This is a genomic window from Enterovibrio coralii (assembly GCF_001559595.1).
Classification (GTDB): domain Bacteria; phylum Pseudomonadota; class Gammaproteobacteria; order Enterobacterales; family Vibrionaceae; genus Enterovibrio; species Enterovibrio coralii.
The window spans coordinates 547,168-566,487 of the sequence record NZ_LNTY01000034.1 but is presented as its reverse complement, the minus strand read 5'-3'; the positions used below and the strand labels follow the sequence as shown (position 1 = coordinate 566,487).

The following is a 19,320-nucleotide window of genomic DNA, read 5'->3' as shown; positions in this document are numbered from 1 at the left end:
AATTTTCAGTTCATTCGGGTAATGAACGTTTGCTCGTCATCCACAAACGCCACAAAGCCGCCGTAATAGATAAAAACCCGACCACGCCCCTCAACGAGACAAGCAAGCAGTGCGTTCAAATCTTCTTCATTATCCCGACTTTGAAAAGTGCCAGTATCGGTGATTACGCTGCTGAGTGCAGGCAAATATCCATAAGTGCGCTTGGCTTGATCAATCAGGGACAATTCGCTCGCGCGAGAGAAGCAAAAGGGGATCGCACCAGCTTCTTCGATAAACATAGCGTTTCTCGTTAAATCTGATGTGGGGATTTTATCACTATCAGGGGTAGAACATAGTAGAGGTTTAGTTGCTAGAGTCAGCGTTTCCAAGCCGAATTCCGGGAATTCACTAGACCACTCGAAACACGCTTTGCTCATTTATCATTGTCGACTACTGATTTTTACCCTGTAAATTTTTTTGCAAGCATCACAAACTTTCAAAGTTACATTGAAGCTTGATAAGTGGAAAGAGGCAAAGATCTGCACTAAAAGCGTTTCAGGGCAGGGCGCAGCATACTTTGCTTAGTGAGCACCCCAAAACACTTACGTACTGTAACCGTCAGAGCAATCTACTTTTTCAGTTTTTGTCTTTAACTGGAGCGCCGCGCACTCGCATTGTTTTAGCATGCTCATGAAGAAGCACTTAAACAAATCAATATCAAAATATAGTGTTGGCTGTCTTCGATTCACCAATACTGTAAAATTCATTAGACATTGCCATCTTGCATTTTATACATACAGGAGATTCATTTGCGTTAATTTCAATATAATTTGCACAATTCATGTTGTTGATATTTTCGGAATCACGTTAACATAACCTTAACCAAAGAAACATTCCTCCTTGTTAATTAATGTCATTAGTAAACATTTAGGTAGATTAACTTTGCAAGGCTGACACCAAGCTTATTAAACTTGTAACTGTCATCGTAGCACATACATAAATTTTGATTATTACAGCATTGAAAATAAAGCATTGTCTTATTCTAACAACCAACTAGCTGATTAAAATAGAGAGGTAAACATGAAACAAGTAACTTTCCAAGGAAACCCTGTAAAAGTTCTAGGTTCGATTCCAATGGAAGGAGAGCAAGCTAAAAACTTCTCTCTTACAGCTTCGGACTTATCCGATCTTACACTCTCATCACTAAAAGGTCAGAACGTAGTAATTAATATCTTCCCTAGCATTGACACCCCAGTCTGTGCTGCTAGCGTTAAGAGATTTAATGAAGAAGCTTCAAAGCTTGAAAACACAACTGTTTTATGTGTTTCAGCCGATTTACCTTTTGCTGTTGGGCGCTTCTGTGAAATTGAAGGTATCACTAATGTTCAACACGCATCAACTTTCCGAAGTGAAGATTTCGCAGAGGCATATGGAGTAGCAATTCCAGAAGGTGCTCTAAGAGGTTTAACGACTCGAGCTATAGTCTGTGTAAATAAAGATGGTGTAGTAACTCACAGCGAGTTAGTATCAGAGATTACAAATGAACCAAATTATGAATCTGCAATAAAAGCATTGGTGAAATAGATGAAAAGTAAATTATTATTGGCATCCTTAATTATTTCAACAAATGCTTTCGCACAATTTCCAACCACAGATTTGAATGCTGAATTTGGCAAAAACCAAATAGTAACTTTAGAAAAAGCAAATAAGTTCAGCTTGTCTGGAAAAGGTATTAAGATTGGTGATTATATTCCATCCATTCAATTGGTAACATCTGAATTAAAACCTTTTGATACTAGCTCGGATAATAAATCTGTAAAGGTTTATAGCGTATTGACCTCTGTAGACACACCAGTTTGTGTTCAACAAGCTATTGACCTAAACAAGTATTTTTCAGAAAACCAAGATGAATTGAATGGTATTGAGTTTTTCGCAATTAGTGCTGACACACCATTTGCTCAGCAGCGTTTTATTAAAGATCATGCTCTACAAGGTATTACATATCTTTCTGATTCATCAAAACATCAGTTTGGCTTGAAAACAGGCTCTCAGATTGAGCAATTAGGTTTGTTAACTCGAAGTATTATTGTTGTTGATAAATCCAACAAAGTGGTTTACACACAAAGAGTCCCGGAGTTGACTACAATTCCAGACCTTAAAGAGGCCGTACGAGCAGCGAAGGCATACTTATAAATTGCTATCACAGTAGAAATTTACATTGTGATTGCAAAAAACCACTCTCCCATGAGAGTGGTTTTTTCATTTTCCATACCTAACATTACTCATGAATTACTAGTGTTTGATTGTCCGAAAATGATTTCTATCCAAATTATATATTCCCATACTCTCTCACCCACAAAAAAGCCGCTCGTAGGGGAGCGGCAAATGGTGTGAATTACATTCTAATTGTTATAGTGCAAGCTCTGACTTCAGGAAGCCGATAACTTCGTCTTCTGTTGCCATATTCTTTATCGTGTTTCTAAAGCTTTCGTGGATAAGCTTACGCGCCAGACCTGAGAAGATGCGCATGTGCTGATCGCCTTGGTCTTTGTTCAAAGTCAGCATGATGACGAAATCTGCATCACTGTCCTCATCTTCACTCCAGCGCACTGGTTTTTTCAGACGCGCGATAGAGATTGAAGAATGGGTGATGTTGTCTGACTTGGTATGCGGAATCGCAAAACCATTGCCAAGACCGGTTGAGAACACTTCTTCGCGAGCCCAAATATCCGCTTCCAACTCGCTCACCAAGTGTGTACGGCCCTGAATACCAAGGTTGCCCACCAGTGTTTGAATCGCTTCTTCTTTGCTGTTGAAATCGCAATCCAGCAGTACACATTCTGTCGCCAGCAGTGGCTTGTCTTCTTGCGCACGGCTAAACGTGTCAAGCAATGCTTCAACGTCTGCAATGGTTGCGCAGTTACACGCTTGCTCGAACAACTCACGGCATTGTGCGCTATCGAATTGACGCAGTGCCGCTTTGGTTGGTGCAATGCTTGGTGCAGCCATACTGAGTTCATCCAGACCCGCGCCAATCAGCAGCGGCAGGACTTTCTTATTTGCACCCAGTTCACCACACAGGCCAACCCATTTGTCATTGGCGTGTGCACCCTTCACGACCGCATCTAGCAGACGAAGGAATGATGGTGCGAGGCTGTTGTAAAGCTTGGCAACGTTGTCGTTGTCGCGGTCTACTGCCAGCAGGTATTGAGTCATGTCGTTCGAGCCAATACTGAAGAAGTCCACTTCTTTACAGAACTGATCCATGATGAATGCAACAGATGGGATTTCCACCATGATGCCAAGTTCAATCTCACCGTAAGAAACGCCTTCGCTATCCATTACCGCTTTCACCGTAGCAATCTGCTCTTTCACCCAGCGGATCTCTTCGATGCTTTGGATCATCGGGATCATCACTTTGGTGTGACCGAACGGTGCTGCACGCAATATCGCACGGATTTGTGTATGGAACAGCGCAAGGAATTGCGGGTAGATACGCACCGCACGGTAGCCTAGGAACGGGTTGTGCTCGTGCGGCAGGTTCAGGTAATCAATTGGCTTGTCACCACCGATATCCATGGTACGGATAATCACTGGCTTACCTTCCGCTGCTTCTAGAACAGCTTTGTAAGCGTTAAATTGCTCGTCTTCATCAGGTGCGGTAGCGCGGTCCATAAACAGCATTTCTGTACGGAATAGACCGATGCCTTCAGCACCTTTAGCAAACGCTGGCTCTGCTTCTACAGTACACGCAATGTTTGCTGCGATTTCAATTCCTTTGCCGTCTTTGGTTTGGGCGGCTTGATGAACAAACTCACCTTCAACTTGGGCTTTCTTATCAGCCAGCCAAATTGCACGTTCAAAGTAAGCCGCTACGGATTCTGATGTTTCAACTGCAACAACACCCAAACCACCATCGACATAAATGGTTTCGCCTTCTTGCGAGGCACATTGCTCAATTGCAACGCCAGATACAGCGGGAATGTTGAACGCGCGCGCCAGAATCACAGTGTGCGAAGTCGACCCTGCTTGTGTCAGGATCAAACCTTTCAGGTACGCACGATCCAAGCCCAAAAATTGGCTTGGCGTCAGATCATTGGCGATCACCACTGATGGTTCTGACAGGGTAAATTCGGTCAATACATTCAGGTGTGGGTGCGATGTAATCAACAACTGAAGTGCGATGTCTTTGATGTCCAGTACACGCTCTTTCAGGTAGTCAGACGATGACTGGAGCAGTGTGTCAGTGATTGCAGCAACGGTTTTCAGGATTGCACGCGCCAGTGAGTCACCTTGTTTTACCATCGCGTTAACTTGGTCATTCAGCGCATCATCTTTCAAGATGCCCAGATGTGCATTGATGATTTCTTTTTCCTGACCATTCGCAGTTTCAGCTTTTGCTAGCAGAGACTCTGTGACGGCTTGTTTCGCATCCGCAAAGCTCATTGACGCTTCTTCACCGTCGAACACCGATAGTTCAACGTCTGTGTAGCGAACCAGTTTGCCTTTTGCGATGCCCGCAGAAAGACGCTTTGCGTGGATCAGCGTTGGGTTGTGACGCATCAGAGATTGCGGCATCAACACGTCACCTTGTTCCATCACCACCAGCTCTTCATCGCAGTGTGGGAATTCTTCTTGGATGTACTTTGCCAGCGTTTCAAACGCTTGTTCTGCATCATCACCTTCGATGATCAGAGAGCATGGGTCATCCAGCAGCGTATCTGTGCCCACCAGTGACAGCACGCTCTTTGCAGAGCCTTGGTTGCCGTTACGCAGGTTTTTCAGCGTAATGTCACTTTTAAATTGGCTACACACCGCTTCCAGATGATTTGCAGGGCGAGCGTGGATGCCGTTTGGCAGCTCACAGGTAAATGCGACTTCTTTTTTCATTGTGTTCACTTAAATTTTTTTAGTAATGCAATAGGGTGATTGAGGGCATCTTGTACGGAGACGATTGTCAGGTTTTTGCCTTCGTAACGGTCACTCTCAGAGGGCGTGATTTCAGTTGCTAACAAGATGTGGTCGGCTTCATCAAACTCTCTTTTGGAGATTTTGTTTTCAATGCCCATGGCACCCTGTGTCTCTACCTTAATTTGGATAGAAAGCACTTGTGCAGCTTCCATAAGGCGGTCTGCCGCCATATAGCAGTGCGCAATACCTGTGTGGCAAGCGGTGATAGCAACAACTTTCATAAACACGACTTTTGTTTGACTAGGATGGGCTTATCCTATTGCTTTCATTGGCAATCAAACAGATGAAATAGCTAGCATTTACTGGACAAAAGTCGCATGCGAATCAATGTGTGAATTGGGTCACCGGATTAGTGGATGTGAGAGCGCGGGAGAGAGTCAGAACGCCAGATACGACAAAGCCCGCTGTTTCTGCGGGCTTTGAGATTGGTCGACCATTATCAACGCAATGATTAGCTGATAATGCTTCGCGCCAAAGTCTGATAACCATTGTAAATTCGTGACGATGTCGTAAACCAACACATGGCCCCGAATACACAGGCAATCTCGACAAAGTATATCGGGAAGATACACATGAAGATAAAGCAAAGGATTGTCTCTGAACCTTCGGTCAGTCCTGTCATGTAATACAGCGACTTGTTCTTGTAAACAGGGTCATTGATACCTTGCTTACTCGCCATGATAGCGAATGCGAGGAAGCTGCTTCCTGTGCCAATAAAAGAAAAGATCAGGAATGCGCCCGCAACGGCATTCTGCTCTGGATTCGCCAAAATAAAGCCAAATGGCACCAGCGAATAGAATACGAAATCCAGACTGATATCGAGAAAGCCGCCTGCATCTGTCACGCCTTGAATGCGCGCCAATGCGCCATCTAACCCATCGAGCATACGATTTAGCAGGATAAACACCAAAGCCAGTTCGTATTGCTGAAACATCAGAGACGGCAAAGACAAACAGCCAATTAGAAAGCCAGCTACCGTGGTTTGATTGGCGGTAATACCAAAGCTGTCTACCAGTTTGGCCGTTTGCGACAGAGGCCAACGAACCACTTTAATGCCAACACTATCAACATTTGCTGCTTCCTCTTGTACTGCGTTCCAAGGCCACGTCAGAAGCTGACTGCCTGGAGGAATATCTTCTACATCGTGAGTAACCATCAAAGCCGGAATGTTGGCTTCTTTAAGCTGCTCTACCACCCAGTCACGAAATTGAGTACGCAGGGTTTTATCTAGCTTACTGAATGGCTCATCGAGCAACGCGACTTTGGGTTTTGCCAGTAACATGCGCGTTAAGCTGATGCGCGCGCGCTGGCCACCAGAAATCTGATCGGGATAGGAATCCGCAAGCTTGGACAACGCGATATTTTTCAATGCTTGCAGCGCACGTTCGCGACGCTCCGCGCCTTTAATGTGGTCAGGTAGCGCAAACGCCAAGTTCTCCCACACGCAAAGGTGCGGAAACAACAAATCATCTTGGAACAAAATGCCGACTTCACGCTTGTGTGGCGGCACGCCGTCAAGATACACATCGTTCAGGCGAATGCGCCCGGTGTAAGCAAACTCACCCGACAAATGCCCTGCTACTGCATCTAGCAAGGTGGATTTTCCGCATCCGCTTGGTCCCATCAGACATAGGATTTCACCCTTCTCCACACGCATATCGAGTGACGAGAAAAGCTCCTCGCCAGACGCTTTACGAATGGCGAGGTTTTCGAGACATAAGCTCATTGCGAATATTTCTCCGAGAGGAAAGTCGACGATATTTCACTTGCAGGTGACTGATTAAAATCGCCAACGAGAAGAACATAAACGGCAGTAATGCCTGCCAAATTGCGTATATAGCGGTTACACGACGGTCGAAGCCACTCGACAAAGCCACGGCTTCCGTCGTGATTGTGCTGATGCGCCCTGCCCCGAGGATTAGCGTTGGCAGATACTGCGCCAAGCTCACGCTGATACCAATTGCCCATGCAAAGGCAATTGCAGGGAGCAAAATCGGCATTTTTACACTGAGCCATACGCGAAGTGGGGACTTACCTAAGCTCAGTGCCGCGCGCGTTAAGCGCTCATCGTAGCTGCGCCAAGGACCATCAAGTGACAAATACACATACGGGAACGCGAAGAAGACATGCGCCCAACATACCCATAAGTGATGTGCATCAGCGTTGACGTATAACGTCGCCACTTGCATACCGAACAACACAGATAACTGTGGGATCAGCATGGGTACAGCAATCACATAGCCCGGTACTTGTAGACGGTGGCGTATGCGGTACTCATGTGCAAGCAACGCCATCACTAACGCGATAGTCGCGCAGAACAGTGCAATTGCTAGGCTCTGGTGAACCGTGCTTAGAATTGATGTCCACTCGTACTCCCAGAATCGCAGGCTATAGCGACTTGGTAGCAAATCGGGGAAACGCCAACGCTGTGCGACGCTCCAGAGGAACATAATCGGATCATCAGAGCTGACAGCACCGCCAAGGCCGTGAAGACAGACTTGCCCGGCAGCGCAATGCCACAGCGGCCTGAATATTGCCAAGTACGCGCACCTTTAGTGACTGCCCACTCGACAAGACGGGCAACGCCAATCAGCATTAGCGAGATGCCAAATAGCACCACAGCACCGGCTGCGGCACGAGGTAGCAGCGTCAGATCTGGGTCGTTGAACCATTGCCATACCAATACCGCGAACGTTGGCGGGTTGGTTGGGCCAATAATCAGTGCGACATCCACCACGGACAAGCCATAGGCCATGACCGCCAGCATAGGAAAACGCAGTTTCGCCAGCCATTGCGGGAACACACATTTCCACCACGCTTGCGCTCGGTTATAGCCAAGCGAGGCACTCACCTTTTCGATTTGGTTAACCTTCACTTGCTGGAGCACAGAAATGCTCATCAGAATCAGAAAAGGCACTTCTTTCAAAGCCAGCATGATGATCATGCCCAGTGCGTAAGGGTCTTTTACCAGAAGTGCCAAGTCTTCCACACCTTGCGCGGATGCGTCATAACCCAAGGTTGAACTTATCAACCTTGCACCAACGCCTGTTGGTGCAAACAGAAAAGCGAAACCGATGGCAAATGCCACGTGAGGTACAGCAAGTAACGGCGATAACGCGACTTCAATGCTTCGCCAAAAACGCGTGCCCCAACTTGCTTGCAAGATGGCAAAGGTGATCAAACAAGCCAGATAGGTACTCGCAATGGCGGAGTACACCGTCATTCCGATGGACTGCCACACACCTTCCCACGAAAACACCATGGCGAAACCACTCAGGGTCACTGAATGCATCTCAAGTGGTGGTATGTAACCAAGGGACGAAACCGCGACGCCGGCTAAGCCAAACGCCGTCGGTAAAACACAACACAGAATGATGACGAGATAAAACGCGCGTAACATCAACGATTAGCTTCCATAGCGTTGCAACCATTCTTTCTCAATGGCGTTTTGCCAGCTTGGATGCGTTTCCTGTACCGATTTAAACGGTTTGTTCTCCGCTGCCGAGCCAGACAGATGCGCAGACTTCAGCACAGACGGGTCGCCCCAAATATCGATATTGCCTTTGCGCGACTGCGCTTCTGGACTCAGCAAGAAGTTAGCAGCCACTAACGCGCCAGCTTTCGCGTTTGCATTCCAAGGCACAGCCAAGTAGTGAATGTTCGACAAGGCACCTGAATCCATCGCATACGCAACCGTTGATTCCGCCAAATTGCCTGAAGCATGTGCTGCGTAAACTGCATTCGGGTTGAAGGTAATGGCTAAATCGATTTGACCATCGTCTAGCAGTTGCAGTGTTTCAGCCGTGCCCGATGGAAACTGTTTACCGCCACGCCACGCCACGGTGTGGAACTCGTTAAGGTAGTCCCAAAGTGGTTTCGTGACAGCCGCGTAATCTGATTCAGATACGGGCTGTTGTAGGCGAGGATCGTTTTGAGAAAGCTCAATCAATAATGATTTCAGGAAGCTTGTACCATGAAACTCCGGTGGACGCGGATACGTCAGGCGATTTGGGTTCACCTTGGCGTAGTTCAGCATGTCCGCGTAGGTACGTGGCGGATTAGGCAGTTCTTTAGTGTCGTGGATGAACACCAGCTGGCTCATACCCCAAGGTGCTTCTAGGCCTTCAGTCGGTTCTGAAAAGTCGACAGTGACCGGTAAGTTAGTGTCCACATACTGCCAGTTTGGCAAGGCGTCAGCGAACGGCCCAAACAACATCTTGTTGTCTTTGAGCGATTTGAAGTTTTCACCGTTAATCCAAATCAGATCAACGCTACCACCCTCTTCCTTGCCTGCTGCTTTTTCCGCAATCAAGCGCGTGGTGGTTTCAGAAATGTCGGTGACTTTAACGTGATGAAGCGTGACATCGTAACGACGTTGAAGCTCCTTTTTCGCCCAGTGGATGTAGCGGTTAATTTCTTGGCTACCACCCCAAGCGTGGAAATAGACGTGCTGGCCTTCGGCATCTGCCTCAACCTGTTGCCAGTTGGCTGGCTCCGTTGCCATGGCAGAAAAAGATGCCGTCAGCATCGCCATCGCAGAAATCAGTTTTTTCATAGCGCATTATTCTTATGTGTTTTGTGCATTTCCGTTGAAGTTTCTCGCTTTCCCAGCAGAGCACTTTTCCGGTCCCCCGAAACGCGAAAATCGCCCCTTACTTTTGGCAAGGGACGATACAATATTCACTTCAGAATCCAGCGCAAGTTATTTCGCCAGTTCTGCCATATCAATGCCTTTTTTCTTAGCAATGTATTTCGGGATCAGTGACATACCAAACAGAATCAGACCCGCTACCGCGAACTTCACCAGCAGCATTGCTGATACGCCGTTCGTTGCGATGTCACCCGCCATGTAAGCAAAGATGAACGCACCCGGTGCCATAGTGATCAGAGAAACCAGCGCGTAAGTACCTAGGTTCAGGCTAGTCAGACCGTACGCGTAGTTTTGCAGGCTGAATGGGAACACTGGAACCAAGCGCGTCAGGATCAGGAAGCTTGTGCCGTTTTTCGCTACGCCGTCATCGATTTTCTTGAAGATTGGGTTGTCACCAAACTTGTTCATGATGGTGTTACGCAGCAAGAAGCGTGCAACGACGAATGCGACAACTGCGCCCAGTGTTGCTGAGAACAGTGCCAACAAACCGCCCTTGATTGGGCCGAACACGATACCCGCAACGATAGTGAACGCACTACCTGGCAGCAGGAACACACACGCAAACACGAATGCCGCGACGAATACGATGTAACCTAGCGCGCCGAAGCTTGCGATCCACTCTTGCAGGCTCTTGATATCAGTAATGATTTCAAGAATGCCAGATTGTTTTGCCGCGAACAGAGCCAACGCTACGACCAGTAGCCCGATACCGATTTTTAGAAATTTCATGATGATTTCCTGAAAAGTTTTGAAATTCTTTCTTCCCGTTAGCCTTCGCTAAAGGGGTAAAGAAGCGCGCTGAGGTGAGCCACGGGAGACAACCGCGGCTCAGTCATAGTGCGTATGAGTTTTCCGCTCAGCGACTTCTTTAAATCACACTGACATGCACTTGATCAGGCCAGCTTTTGACTTGTAGCGGTTGAACCACGCTTTCGCAGGGCTAGCCAACACGTTCACTGGTGCTCGCTGTTTTGCATAACAACAGGGCCGAAGACCAGATCCAGAATGTGCCAAGACTTAGTGCCCACACCCATCATGGATGCGCGACATGCCGAGCAGTAAACAACAACAAAGTCAGTTTCGAATTCATCAACGCGACGCTGAACAACACGGGTAGCAACACCTGGGTTTGCAGGAACAACCATGCCACCGAAACCACAGCAGCGTGTGTTTTCACGAGTGTGCTCAGGTTCAGCCGTTTTGTAGCCCAGTTCGTTCAGGATCCAACGGATACCGTCTTGCAGTTCACGCTCGTAACGGGTTGAGCAAGAATCGTGAATGGTGAAAACCACATCACTGTCTTTTGCTTTACCTACCAGCTCAGGTGGCAGACCGATTTCTGGCAGCAGTTTCCACAGAGAAACAGGCTTTTGCGTGCCACCAGATTTCTTGATCATGCCGTAGCAGCTTTGGCACGCCACGATAACTTCCTCAGCTTCTAGCTTGTCGAAGTCAGCTTGAAGCTGGCCGTAACGCTCTTTGAACTTGTCGTACTGGCCAATCGCAGCGGTAGGCTTACCACAGCACTTTTGTACTGCTCCCATTTCTGGGAAAACGTTTTTCAGGTGTTGTGCAATCGCCGCCACACCTTCTGGCGAATAAGATGGCAGGCTACAGCCTGGCATGAATACTTTGTTGCTCATTATTTGGTTACCGCGCGTTTAGCATAGTGAAGAACTTAGAGAAGCCCAGTTTCTGGTGCATGTTGATTGCTTTGTGGCCTTTCATTGGTGATTCACCGTTGTTGGCGTTAACAAAGTCGATACGCGCACCCAGGAAGATATCCTTCATTGGGTAATCTTTCGGACAAACGATGGTGCACTGGTCACAAGCGTTACATGAGTAAGCCAGCAGCGGATCCATCTCTTTGTTGTTCACAAAGTCACCGAACAGGGTCTTCGGACAGTCGCCGAAGTCGTTCATCATGATGCACTCTTTCATACACAGCTTGCAGGTACACTGCAGGCAGCGCGCTGATTCTTGCTTGATTTGCTCTTGAGTGAAGCCAAGGTCTACTTGCGCGAAGTCGCGTTTACGCACTTCTGCATCACGCAGCTCACCGTGCAAGCGAGGAACGTCTGTGGTGCCTTTTGGCAGTGGAATGTCCAGACGAGACTTGTAGCTGTACTCTTCAACGAAATCGCGGCCTTCATCCAAAGGACGACCTGCGAATTGACGCTCGATGCTCATTGCCGCTTTACGGCCCAGAGCCATTGCTTCGATAACAATGTTACCGCCAGCCGCGTCACCCGCTACGTACACGCCTTCCATCGACGTTGCCAGGGTGTTTTTGTCTACAACGTAACGACCACCGCGGGTTTGCTCTAGCGCACCACCAGTGATGTCTGCAACGATCTGACCTGTCGCGAATACCACGGTATCCACTTCAATGGTGCGCGTTTCGTCGCTGTAGCTTGGAGAGAAATTACCGTTCTCATCGAAGATAGACAGAACGCGCTTCAGGGTGATTGACACCACTTTGCCGTCTTTTTCTTCGATAGACACTGGGCCCCAACCTGCGTTGAATACCACTTCTTCTTCCAGTGATTCTTCGATTTCTACATGGCTAGCTGGCAGGTTTTCCATTGACTCCAGTGAACACTGGTAAACTTCGTCACAACCGATACGCCATGAAGAACGTGCACAGTCCATCGCAACGTCACCGCCGCCGATGACCATGACACGCTTACCTGCACGCGGGAACGCGCGGGTTTCAGAGATTTCTTTCAGGTACTCAACCGCAGAGAACACGCCATCTGCTTTGTGACCTGGAAGAGGAATGATTGAACCTACGTGTGCACCGTGCGCCAGTACGACAGCATCGTGAGTGTTACGCAGTTCTTCGAAAGAAATGTCTTTACCGATTTCTACGCCGAACTTGGTTTCAATACCCAGCAAGTTCAGGTAGCTGTATTCAAAATCGATCACGTTGCGTGGTAGACGGTACTCAGGGATACCGACACGCATCATGCCGCCGTAAACGTCCAGCTTTTCGAAAATGGTAACCTCGTGACCTTTGCGGCGCAGCTCGATTGCAGCTTGAGCACCCGCAGGGCCTGCACCCACGATCGCGATTTTCTTGCCAGTTGGGTTCAGAATAGCCAGATCCCAGTTTTCTTGGTTATCCATTTTCTCAGCAACAAAGCGTTTGATACCCGCAACGCTGATTGCTTGACCGTATTCGGTCTGACGGCGACACGCCGCTTCACATGGGTGCGCACAAATGCGACCCAGTGTTTGAGGAAGGAAAAGTTTGCCGCGAATAACGTCCAACGCTTCCTGATATTTACCTTCACCTGCCAGACGCACGTACTGCTTAACATCAGTGTGCATTGGACAAGCTGTTTGACACGCCGGATCGGCATCGCCCATGCAGCCGTCGACGACGTTTTGCGCCATGTCGACTAGCTTTTGGCTAAAAATGACATTGTTCATTGTTTTTATAGTTCCAGTTTTTTGTAATTCTTTTGGGCCGATTCTGCATGGGCGTAGCGCTCTTCTACGCCCGTTTTATCTGCGAATCGGTGATTAGCCTTTGGTGCCGTTCTGAACGTTTACGTCTTCGCGTTTTTGTTCGTAGTGGGCATAGCTGTACTCAATCCAAGAACCGTCGTAGTTGTAGACGTCTTGTGCACCCAGAACTTCTTCCAGAACCATCATGGTGTGTGCTGAACGAACGCCAGATTGGCAGTACGCAATCACTTTTTTGTCTTTGATGACATCGCCGTACAGAGCTTGCAGCTCTTCTGCTGATTTCAGCGTAGTGTCGGCATTCAGTGCTTTCGTCCAGTTGATGTGAACACTGCCAGGAATTGTGCCAGGGCCAAACGCACCGCCAACGGTGGTTGTGCCGTCAAATTCTTCCTGACCGCGGGTGTCGATGATCACCCAATCTTGAGAGTTTTGTGCCGCCAGAACCATGTCCAACGTTGCCAGAGCAGACGTTTCAACTTGTGGTGCTGGTGCATCGTAATCCGTTGCTGCAACGGTTGGGTTTGCATTGCCCGTTGGGTAGCCTTCGCCAATCCAAGCGTTCAGACCACCGTCTAGGTAGCGAACATTGTCGTGACCAAGGTTTTTGATTTGCCAGAACAGACGTGCTGCATCGTGGTGCGCGTTCGCGGCGTATACAACGATAGTGGTGTCAGTGTTCGCACCGAACTTGCTCAGCAGTGCTTCCATGTCTTCGACAGAGTTGCGCATGCCGTCGAAATCGTACTCGCCTTCCGCTGCTGAGTAGTCACCGCGCCACATTGAGAAAGAACCAGAAATTGGTGCATCAGGCTTCACTGGGTTTAGTGCGCCGATAACCACCACGTTCTCGCCTTTGTCCATCAGGCTTTTCAGTTCTTGAGCAGAAACGAACGCTTCTGGGTTTGAATATTCTGCGAATTTCTTGTCCAACGCTTCAGCACTTACTTGCACTGCTTCTGCGCCAAACATGGTGTTGTAAGCGACATAGCCACCCGCCAACACCGCCGCAACCACGCCGATTGCAACAGTCGATTTCTTCATTGCTTAGTTCCAATTTTGTTTAAAGTTTGCGCCCATCAATGGGCAAATTGAAATCGAAGGTGTGAGGTTGGCGTACTGGCTTTATTTTTATTTGTTGGTGCCTGCGAAACATCACACTAAAAAACCGCAAATAGGCTGCTCTGAGCCTGTGGCACGGATTGTGTGATAAGGGAGAGACAGTAGATATTGTGGTTTACCACAATAAGTTCAAAAGTTTGATCTAAAGCACCATATTAAATGTGGTCTTTTCAGTTATTATGCGCGCCTGTCAGTTTAGGATTTTAGCAGTACCCCTTTGTCACAGTATTTCATGCGCTTAACACCGCTTGTCGCCATAAAAGCGGCTTTCTTCTCAATCATCACGCTCTGTTGTATTTGCGTTTGTCCGGTACAAGCTGAGCCTATGCAACACTATGACGTTGGTGTACTGGCATTGCGTGGCAACGAACATGCAAAAAAAGCGTGGCAGCCGACGCTGGATTGGCTCGCCCAAGAAATTCCAGGGGTGTACTTCGACCTTCATACCTATGACTTTGACGAGCTAGATGATGCCTTCAAGCACAACCAGCTGGATTTTCTCTTAACCAGCCCCGGTCAAGCGACACGTATTGCACGTGAATACCAACTCAATTGGTTGGCAACCCAGCGCACTCCATACAGTGCCAATACCACTCACTCAATCGCTTCTGTGGTTGTCGTTCACAAAGACTCGCCGTATTTCTACCTGCGAGACATTAAGCACGCGAACATTGCTGCCGTGTCCGCCAAAGCGTTCGGCGGTTTCCTCGCTTTCCGCTACGAACTCGATAAACGCCGTTACTTCAACGCAGACTTTTACGAGAACATAAAGTTTACGGGGCCACCGACAGACAAACTGCTTCACGACGTGGTGAGCCGCGACCTAGATGTGGCAATCGTGCCCGCCTGTACGCTTGAAAACATGACCAAAGAAGGACTCATCAACCGCACCGATGTGCGTGTGTTAGAGCGCCGCAATCCCTATGACTCTGTGTGTGATGTGTCCACCGGTGTCTATCCAAACTGGACGTTTGCCAAAACAGAACGTGCATCCAACGAGATTGGCAAGAAAGTGACGCAAGCACTCCTTGCCATGCCAAGCGACGCTGAAGCTGCGATTGCTGCAGGAAACGTCGGCTGGACAATGCCTGCCAGTCCCGTTTCGGTCGATAAAGTATTCAAACACTTGGATATTCATCCGCTGCAAAAAAGCAGACAGGAAATGCTGTACCAATGGCTAGAGAGCAACAAGTTAGTGGCTTTCGCCTGTGTGTTTGTTGTGCTGATGATGAGCATTTACCACGTTTGGGTGGAATACCACTTCAATCGCAGCAAACGACAACTCGAACGCACCATGTTCGAGTTGAAAGAGCGCAACTCCATGCTTGAGCACGCGCAGCGCACCATGATTGTGAGTGAGCTTGGCAGCAGCATCGCCCATGAAATCAATCAGCCACTTTCCACCATCAAAAACTATTCAGAGGGTGTCATTCGACGACTCGATCAAGGCATGAGTCCCGATGAACTCGCGCCTGTACTGGGTAAAATTCAGCACCAAGTTACCGTCGCCAGCGGCATTATTCAACGTCTTCGCGGACTCATTAAACAAACGCCAACAGACTATGTCACGTGTGACCCTGCAGAGTTTGTCCGCGAGTCTATTGCGCTTATTGAATATGACTTTAAAGCGAAGAACATACACCTTGAACTGAGCATTGATGGTGTCCCTCAACAGGGACAATTCGACATCATTGGTATGCAGCAAGTCATGCTAAACCTGCTGCGCAATGCAAAAGACGCGTGCTTAGAGAATACCGCCCGCGATAAAGCACCGACCGTAAACGTGGAAATGCTCTACGGCCTAAACGAAATCGTCATTCGCGTTCAGGACAATGGCATCGGCTTAGCCGCCAGCGAAGCCGAAGTGAAACGTCCGTTTTACACCACAAAAGACGACGGACTTGGTTTGGGTCTCCCTATCTGTCGTGAAGTGATTGAAGCTCACAAAGGCCACCTGATTATGCAAGCGTTAAAGCCTCATGGATGTGAGGTCACTGTCGTGATTCCAATTAAGCGAGAAGAAGTAGAATGAGCGTAACAAACGGCCCTATTTACCTCGTTGACGACGAGGATTCGGTAAGAGAATCATTGGTATTTATGCTCGAAAGCTTTGGCCTGACCATTCAGGACTTTCCGTCTGCCAAGTCTTTTCTTGAGGGTGTTGATACGGCATCCCCCGGCTGCTTAGTGTTGGACAGCCGTATGCCAGAAATGCGTGGGCAAGAATTGCATGCAGTGCTAAATGAAACACGCAGTCCTTTGTCGATTATTTACCTGACAGGACATGGTGACGTACCTATGGCCGTTGATGCATTGAAAGAAGGTGCGGTCGATTTCTTTCAAAAACCCGTTGATGGTGAAAAGCTAGTCAACGCCATTGAAAAGGCCCTTTCTACGTCCTTTCTGCGTACGAGTCATGTGAGTGTAGAGAATAAGTACTACAGCCTAACAGAGCGCGAAAAGTCGGTGCTAAAAGAAGTACTGAAAGGCCAAACTAACCAACAAATGGCGAAAACCTTGTGTGTGTCACTGCGAACGATTGAAGTACACCGCGCCAATATGATGAAGAAATTCGAAGCAACCAATGTTGCAGATTTAGTGCTTCGTCTTAGCCACCTCATCCAACAAAACAAGCTTTGACCTATTGCCTTCAGGAGAGACAAACTCTCCCCCTAACCCTCTCACACCATTTATCCCTTCTTTTCTCCGTTTTCCTCTCTGGTGCCAAGGGCAGTGACAGCTCAGCGATTGACATCACAAAAAGCGTTGTTATCTAGGGATTGGTCACGTTTAAGTCGAAATAACTTTGACGTAGATCTCAATTATGAGAGATGTGATGAATTTATGCCACCTCAAAAAATATGACATAAGCCACTGATATAAAAACTTTAAAACAAAAACCACTTTAATCTCTGCGCACTAAACATCGATAAATGGTAACGATAATGATAGCAATTATCATTTGCATTAATTAACATGTTGCAAGTTTTAGTGCTTAACACGGATTAAAGGCGGTAAATTAAATGCGTAAAAAGTCATTCCTCTCGGCATCCATTCTGTTGACCCTTTCTTCGGGAGTTTCGGCAAATGAATCCTACACCTTCGATGAGGTTGTAGTCACAGCGACACGTACAAACACGGAAATTCAAGATACAGCAGCTTCTGTCACCGTCATCGGTGAACAAGAAATTGAAAGCGAAATGATCACTGGCTTGGAAGACCTGTTTAAATACACCCCAGGTGTGACTGTCGAAACCAATAGCCGCCAAGGTGTTCAAAGCATTAATATTCGCGGTATCGAAGGCAACCGCATCAAGGTGCTTGTCGATGGCGTATCCATGGGTAACCAATTCGAGTCTGGCAATACCTTCATTAACTCTGCACGCGTTGATGTCGACACCGATTTGTTGAAAGCAGTTGAAGTCGTAAAAGGCGCAGCATCGTCACTTCACGGCTCTGATGCCATTGGTGGCATTGTCGCTTTTGATACCAAAGACCCATCTGACTTCCTCAAAGATGGCGACGTTGGCGGTCACGCGAAGTTTAATTACTCTTCTGCGGACAAAACCTTTAGCGAATCTGTTGCTCTTGCTAACCGCATTGGCGATCTCGAGACGTTGGTGGCGTACACGCGTCGAGATGGCGAAGAAGTGCGAAACTTTGGAGATCCAGAACAACAAGACACCGCCGCAGATAACTTGCTGCTGAAGCTGCAATATCAAGTAAATGAAGACCATCGTTTAGAATTCAATGGCAGTTACATCAATAAAGACAACGACATTGATATCGCTGATTCTGTAGTCCGTGGACAAACCTACACCAATGCCACCGGTAACGACCACACCAAACAATATCAACTCGGTATTAAGCATATCTGGGATGTGAATGTTGCTGCAGTAGACACGCTGACTTGGCAATTCGATTGGCTAAGCAAAGATGAAAACAGCGAGACAAACCGCTTCAACTCAACCACGACGAACCAACAACGCAAAGACTACGTCTATTCCGATGAAGGTTACCAGTTTGATGTTCAATTCGATAAGCTGCTGACGACGGGAAATGTTGAGCATTACTTGGTCTATGGTGCTTCTTTGGCTGATAAAGACATCAAAAACACCAACAATGAATACAACTCTGTCGGTTCAGACCAGCAGATCTTTTACGTGCCTTCGGCATCTGAGCGTCGATATGGTTTCTTCTTACAAGATGAAATGTCTGTAGGAAAATGGATCGTCACACCGGGTATTCGCTTCGACAGCTTTGAAACTGACCCAGGTGATGCGAGTGAAAACCCAAGCCAAAACGCGGAAGACGAATACACCAAGTTTTCTGATTCTGCGTTTACCGCGCGACTCGGCACTGTGTATGCGTTAACGGAAGAACACCGTCTGTTTGCGCAAGTGAGCCAGGGTTTCCGCGCACCAGATTTCCAAGAGCTTTACTACTCGTTCGGTAACCCAACACATGGATATGTGTTTAAACCAAACCCAGATCTGAAGGCGGAAGAAAGTGTTTCGTATGAGCTGGGCTGGCGCCACAACACGAATACATCAAACAGCGAATTCGCCATTTTCTACAGCGATTACAAAAACTTTATTGAAAGACAGCAAGTGTCCGGCGGCTTCACTCCGGTCGTAGACCCTGCTGTGTTCAAGTCAGTGAATATCGGTAAAGCAGAAATCAAAGGCGTCGAGTTCTCAAACTCCTTGTCTTGGGACCACATTTTACCGGTTAAAGCTTCAGCTCACGCGTTGCTGCGGCTTACACCGAGGGCGAAGATGGTGACGGTAACCCACTCAACAGCGTCAACCCTTGGAATGCGATTGTTGGTGTGAACTACGATTCTGCGTATAACTGGGGTTCGTCTTTGACCGTTAACTACACGGGTTCGAAGTCCGGCAGTGACATCAATGGCAATGACATTCTGCCTATCTCAAGTGCAACCGTTGTCGACCTAACGGCTTACTACAAGCCGATGAAAGATCTGACACTGCGTGCAGGTATCTTCAATCTGACGGATGAAGAGTACTACAACTGGAATGACGTTAGCGGCCTGACCGAGGAAAACAAAGATCTGACGCAGCCGAAGCGTAACTGGGCAATTACTGCCAAATACGACTTCTAAG

At 47.8% G+C, this 19,320-nt stretch carries 12 protein-coding genes and 4 pseudogenes; 5 read left to right on the top strand and 11 right to left on the bottom strand.

Going from position 1 to position 19,320, the window contains the following annotated elements:
* Window positions 1–5: 5 nt before the first annotated feature.
* Window positions 6–278 (bottom strand): cytosolic protein, encoded by a 273-nt coding sequence (locus tag ATN88_RS13805; RefSeq protein ID WP_157490723.1) that lies wholly within the window; start codon window positions 276–278, stop codon window positions 6–8.
* 781 nt (window positions 279–1,059) lie between these two features.
* On the opposite strand from ATN88_RS13805, the gene tpx reads away from it, so the two are divergent.
* Window positions 1,060–1,563, top strand: coding sequence for a thiol peroxidase (gene tpx, locus ATN88_RS13800; RefSeq protein ID WP_067416879.1), 504 nt, complete (start codon window positions 1,060–1,062; stop codon window positions 1,561–1,563).
* Window positions 1,564–2,172: a peroxiredoxin gene (locus ATN88_RS13795; protein ID WP_067416875.1), complete on the top strand. Its 609-nt coding sequence runs from the start codon at window positions 1,564–1,566 to the stop codon at window positions 2,170–2,172.
* 216 nt (window positions 2,173–2,388) lie between these two features.
* On the opposite strand, the gene ptsP is transcribed toward ATN88_RS13795, so the two are convergent.
* From ptsP to ATN88_RS13745, 10 genes and pseudogenes are all read right to left on the bottom strand, one after another.
* Window positions 2,389–4,869, bottom strand: coding sequence for a phosphoenolpyruvate--protein phosphotransferase (gene ptsP / locus ATN88_RS13790; RefSeq protein WP_067416872.1), 2,481 nt, complete (start codon window positions 4,867–4,869; stop codon window positions 2,389–2,391).
* Between the two features lie 5 nt (window positions 4,870–4,874).
* Window positions 4,875–5,171 (bottom strand): PTS fructose transporter subunit IIB, encoded by a 297-nt coding sequence (locus tag ATN88_RS13785; RefSeq protein WP_067416869.1) that lies wholly within the window; start codon window positions 5,169–5,171, stop codon window positions 4,875–4,877.
* 230 nt (window positions 5,172–5,401) lie between these two features.
* The gene (locus ATN88_RS13780; RefSeq protein WP_067417572.1) at window positions 5,402–6,061 is read right to left on the bottom strand and encodes a CDP-alcohol phosphatidyltransferase family protein; all 660 of its coding nucleotides are present in this window, start codon (window positions 6,059–6,061) and stop codon (window positions 5,402–5,404) included.
* Window positions 6,047–6,676 (bottom strand): annotated as a pseudogene (locus ATN88_RS27410) (ATP-binding cassette domain-containing protein); the annotation flags it as partial. The pseudogene ATN88_RS27410 and the gene ATN88_RS13780, both read right to left, overlap by 15 nt.
* A pseudogene (locus ATN88_RS13770) lies at window positions 6,642–8,350 on the bottom strand (ABC transporter permease). The pseudogenes ATN88_RS27410 and ATN88_RS13770, both read right to left, overlap by 35 nt.
* Before the next feature lie 6 nt (window positions 8,351–8,356).
* Window positions 8,357–9,505, bottom strand: a complete 1,149-nt coding sequence (locus tag ATN88_RS13765; RefSeq protein WP_067416866.1) for an ABC transporter substrate-binding protein — start codon at window positions 9,503–9,505, stop codon at window positions 8,357–8,359.
* A gap of 147 nt (window positions 9,506–9,652) precedes the next feature.
* The gene (locus ATN88_RS13760) at window positions 9,653–10,330 is read right to left on the bottom strand and encodes a TVP38/TMEM64 family protein (protein ID WP_067416862.1); all 678 of its coding nucleotides are present in this window, start codon (window positions 10,328–10,330) and stop codon (window positions 9,653–9,655) included.
* Window positions 10,331–10,474: 144 nt separating this feature from the next.
* Window positions 10,475–11,244, bottom strand: a pseudogene (locus ATN88_RS13755) (heterodisulfide reductase-related iron-sulfur binding cluster).
* A gap of 7 nt (window positions 11,245–11,251) precedes the next feature.
* On the bottom strand, window positions 11,252–13,036 hold the full coding sequence (locus tag ATN88_RS13750; RefSeq protein ID WP_067416858.1) for an FAD-dependent oxidoreductase: 1,785 nt from the start codon (window positions 13,034–13,036) through the stop codon (window positions 11,252–11,254).
* Window positions 13,037–13,129: 93 nt separating this feature from the next.
* Window positions 13,130–14,116 carry a sulfurtransferase gene (locus tag ATN88_RS13745; protein WP_067416854.1) on the bottom strand — a complete coding sequence of 329 codons (987 nt, stop codon included), beginning with the start codon at window positions 14,114–14,116 and terminating at the stop codon, window positions 13,130–13,132.
* Window positions 14,117–14,519: 403 nt separating this feature from the next.
* Between ATN88_RS13745 and ATN88_RS13740 the strand changes: the two genes are divergently transcribed.
* From ATN88_RS13740 to ATN88_RS13730, 3 genes and pseudogenes are all read left to right on the top strand, one after another.
* On the top strand, window positions 14,520–16,226 hold the full coding sequence (locus ATN88_RS13740; protein WP_408607709.1) for a sensor histidine kinase: 1,707 nt from the start codon (window positions 14,520–14,522) through the stop codon (window positions 16,224–16,226).
* On the top strand, window positions 16,223–16,834 hold the full coding sequence (locus ATN88_RS13735) for a response regulator transcription factor (RefSeq protein WP_067416847.1): 612 nt from the start codon (window positions 16,223–16,225) through the stop codon (window positions 16,832–16,834). The genes ATN88_RS13740 and ATN88_RS13735 overlap by 4 nt, the downstream gene beginning before the upstream one ends.
* A 383-nt stretch (window positions 16,835–17,217) precedes the next feature.
* A pseudogene (locus ATN88_RS13730) lies at window positions 17,218–19,319 on the top strand (TonB-dependent hemoglobin/transferrin/lactoferrin family receptor).
* The last annotated feature ends 1 nt before the right edge of the window (window position 19,320 follow it).

What these genes read in the sequence shown, in the direction of transcription:
- ATN88_RS13805 (WP_157490723.1), bottom strand. Translation starts at nt 278, where the DNA reads ATGTTTATCGAAGAAGCTGGTGCGATCCCCTTTTGCTTCTCTCGCGCG.
- tpx (WP_067416879.1), top strand. Translation starts at nt 1,060, where the DNA reads ATGAAACAAGTAACTTTCCAAGGAAACCCTGTAAAAGTTCTAGGTTCG.
- ATN88_RS13795 (WP_067416875.1), top strand. Translation starts at nt 1,564, where the DNA reads ATGAAAAGTAAATTATTATTGGCATCCTTAATTATTTCAACAAATGCT.
- ptsP (WP_067416872.1), bottom strand. Translation starts at nt 4,869, where the DNA reads ATGAAAAAAGAAGTCGCATTTACCTGTGAGCTGCCAAACGGCATCCAC.
- ATN88_RS13785 (WP_067416869.1), bottom strand. Translation starts at nt 5,171, where the DNA reads ATGAAAGTTGTTGCTATCACCGCTTGCCACACAGGTATTGCGCACTGC.
- ATN88_RS13765 (WP_067416866.1), bottom strand. Translation starts at nt 9,505, where the DNA reads ATGAAAAAACTGATTTCTGCGATGGCGATGCTGACGGCATCTTTTTCT.
- ATN88_RS13760 (WP_067416862.1), bottom strand. Translation starts at nt 10,330, where the DNA reads ATGAAATTTCTAAAAATCGGTATCGGGCTACTGGTCGTAGCGTTGGCT.
- ATN88_RS13750 (WP_067416858.1), bottom strand. Translation starts at nt 13,036, where the DNA reads ATGAACAATGTCATTTTTAGCCAAAAGCTAGTCGACATGGCGCAAAAC.
- ATN88_RS13745 (WP_067416854.1), bottom strand. Translation starts at nt 14,116, where the DNA reads ATGAAGAAATCGACTGTTGCAATCGGCGTGGTTGCGGCGGTGTTGGCG.
- ATN88_RS13740 (WP_408607709.1), top strand. Translation starts at nt 14,520, where the DNA reads ATGCAACACTATGACGTTGGTGTACTGGCATTGCGTGGCAACGAACAT.
- ATN88_RS13735 (WP_067416847.1), top strand. Translation starts at nt 16,223, where the DNA reads ATGAGCGTAACAAACGGCCCTATTTACCTCGTTGACGACGAGGATTCG.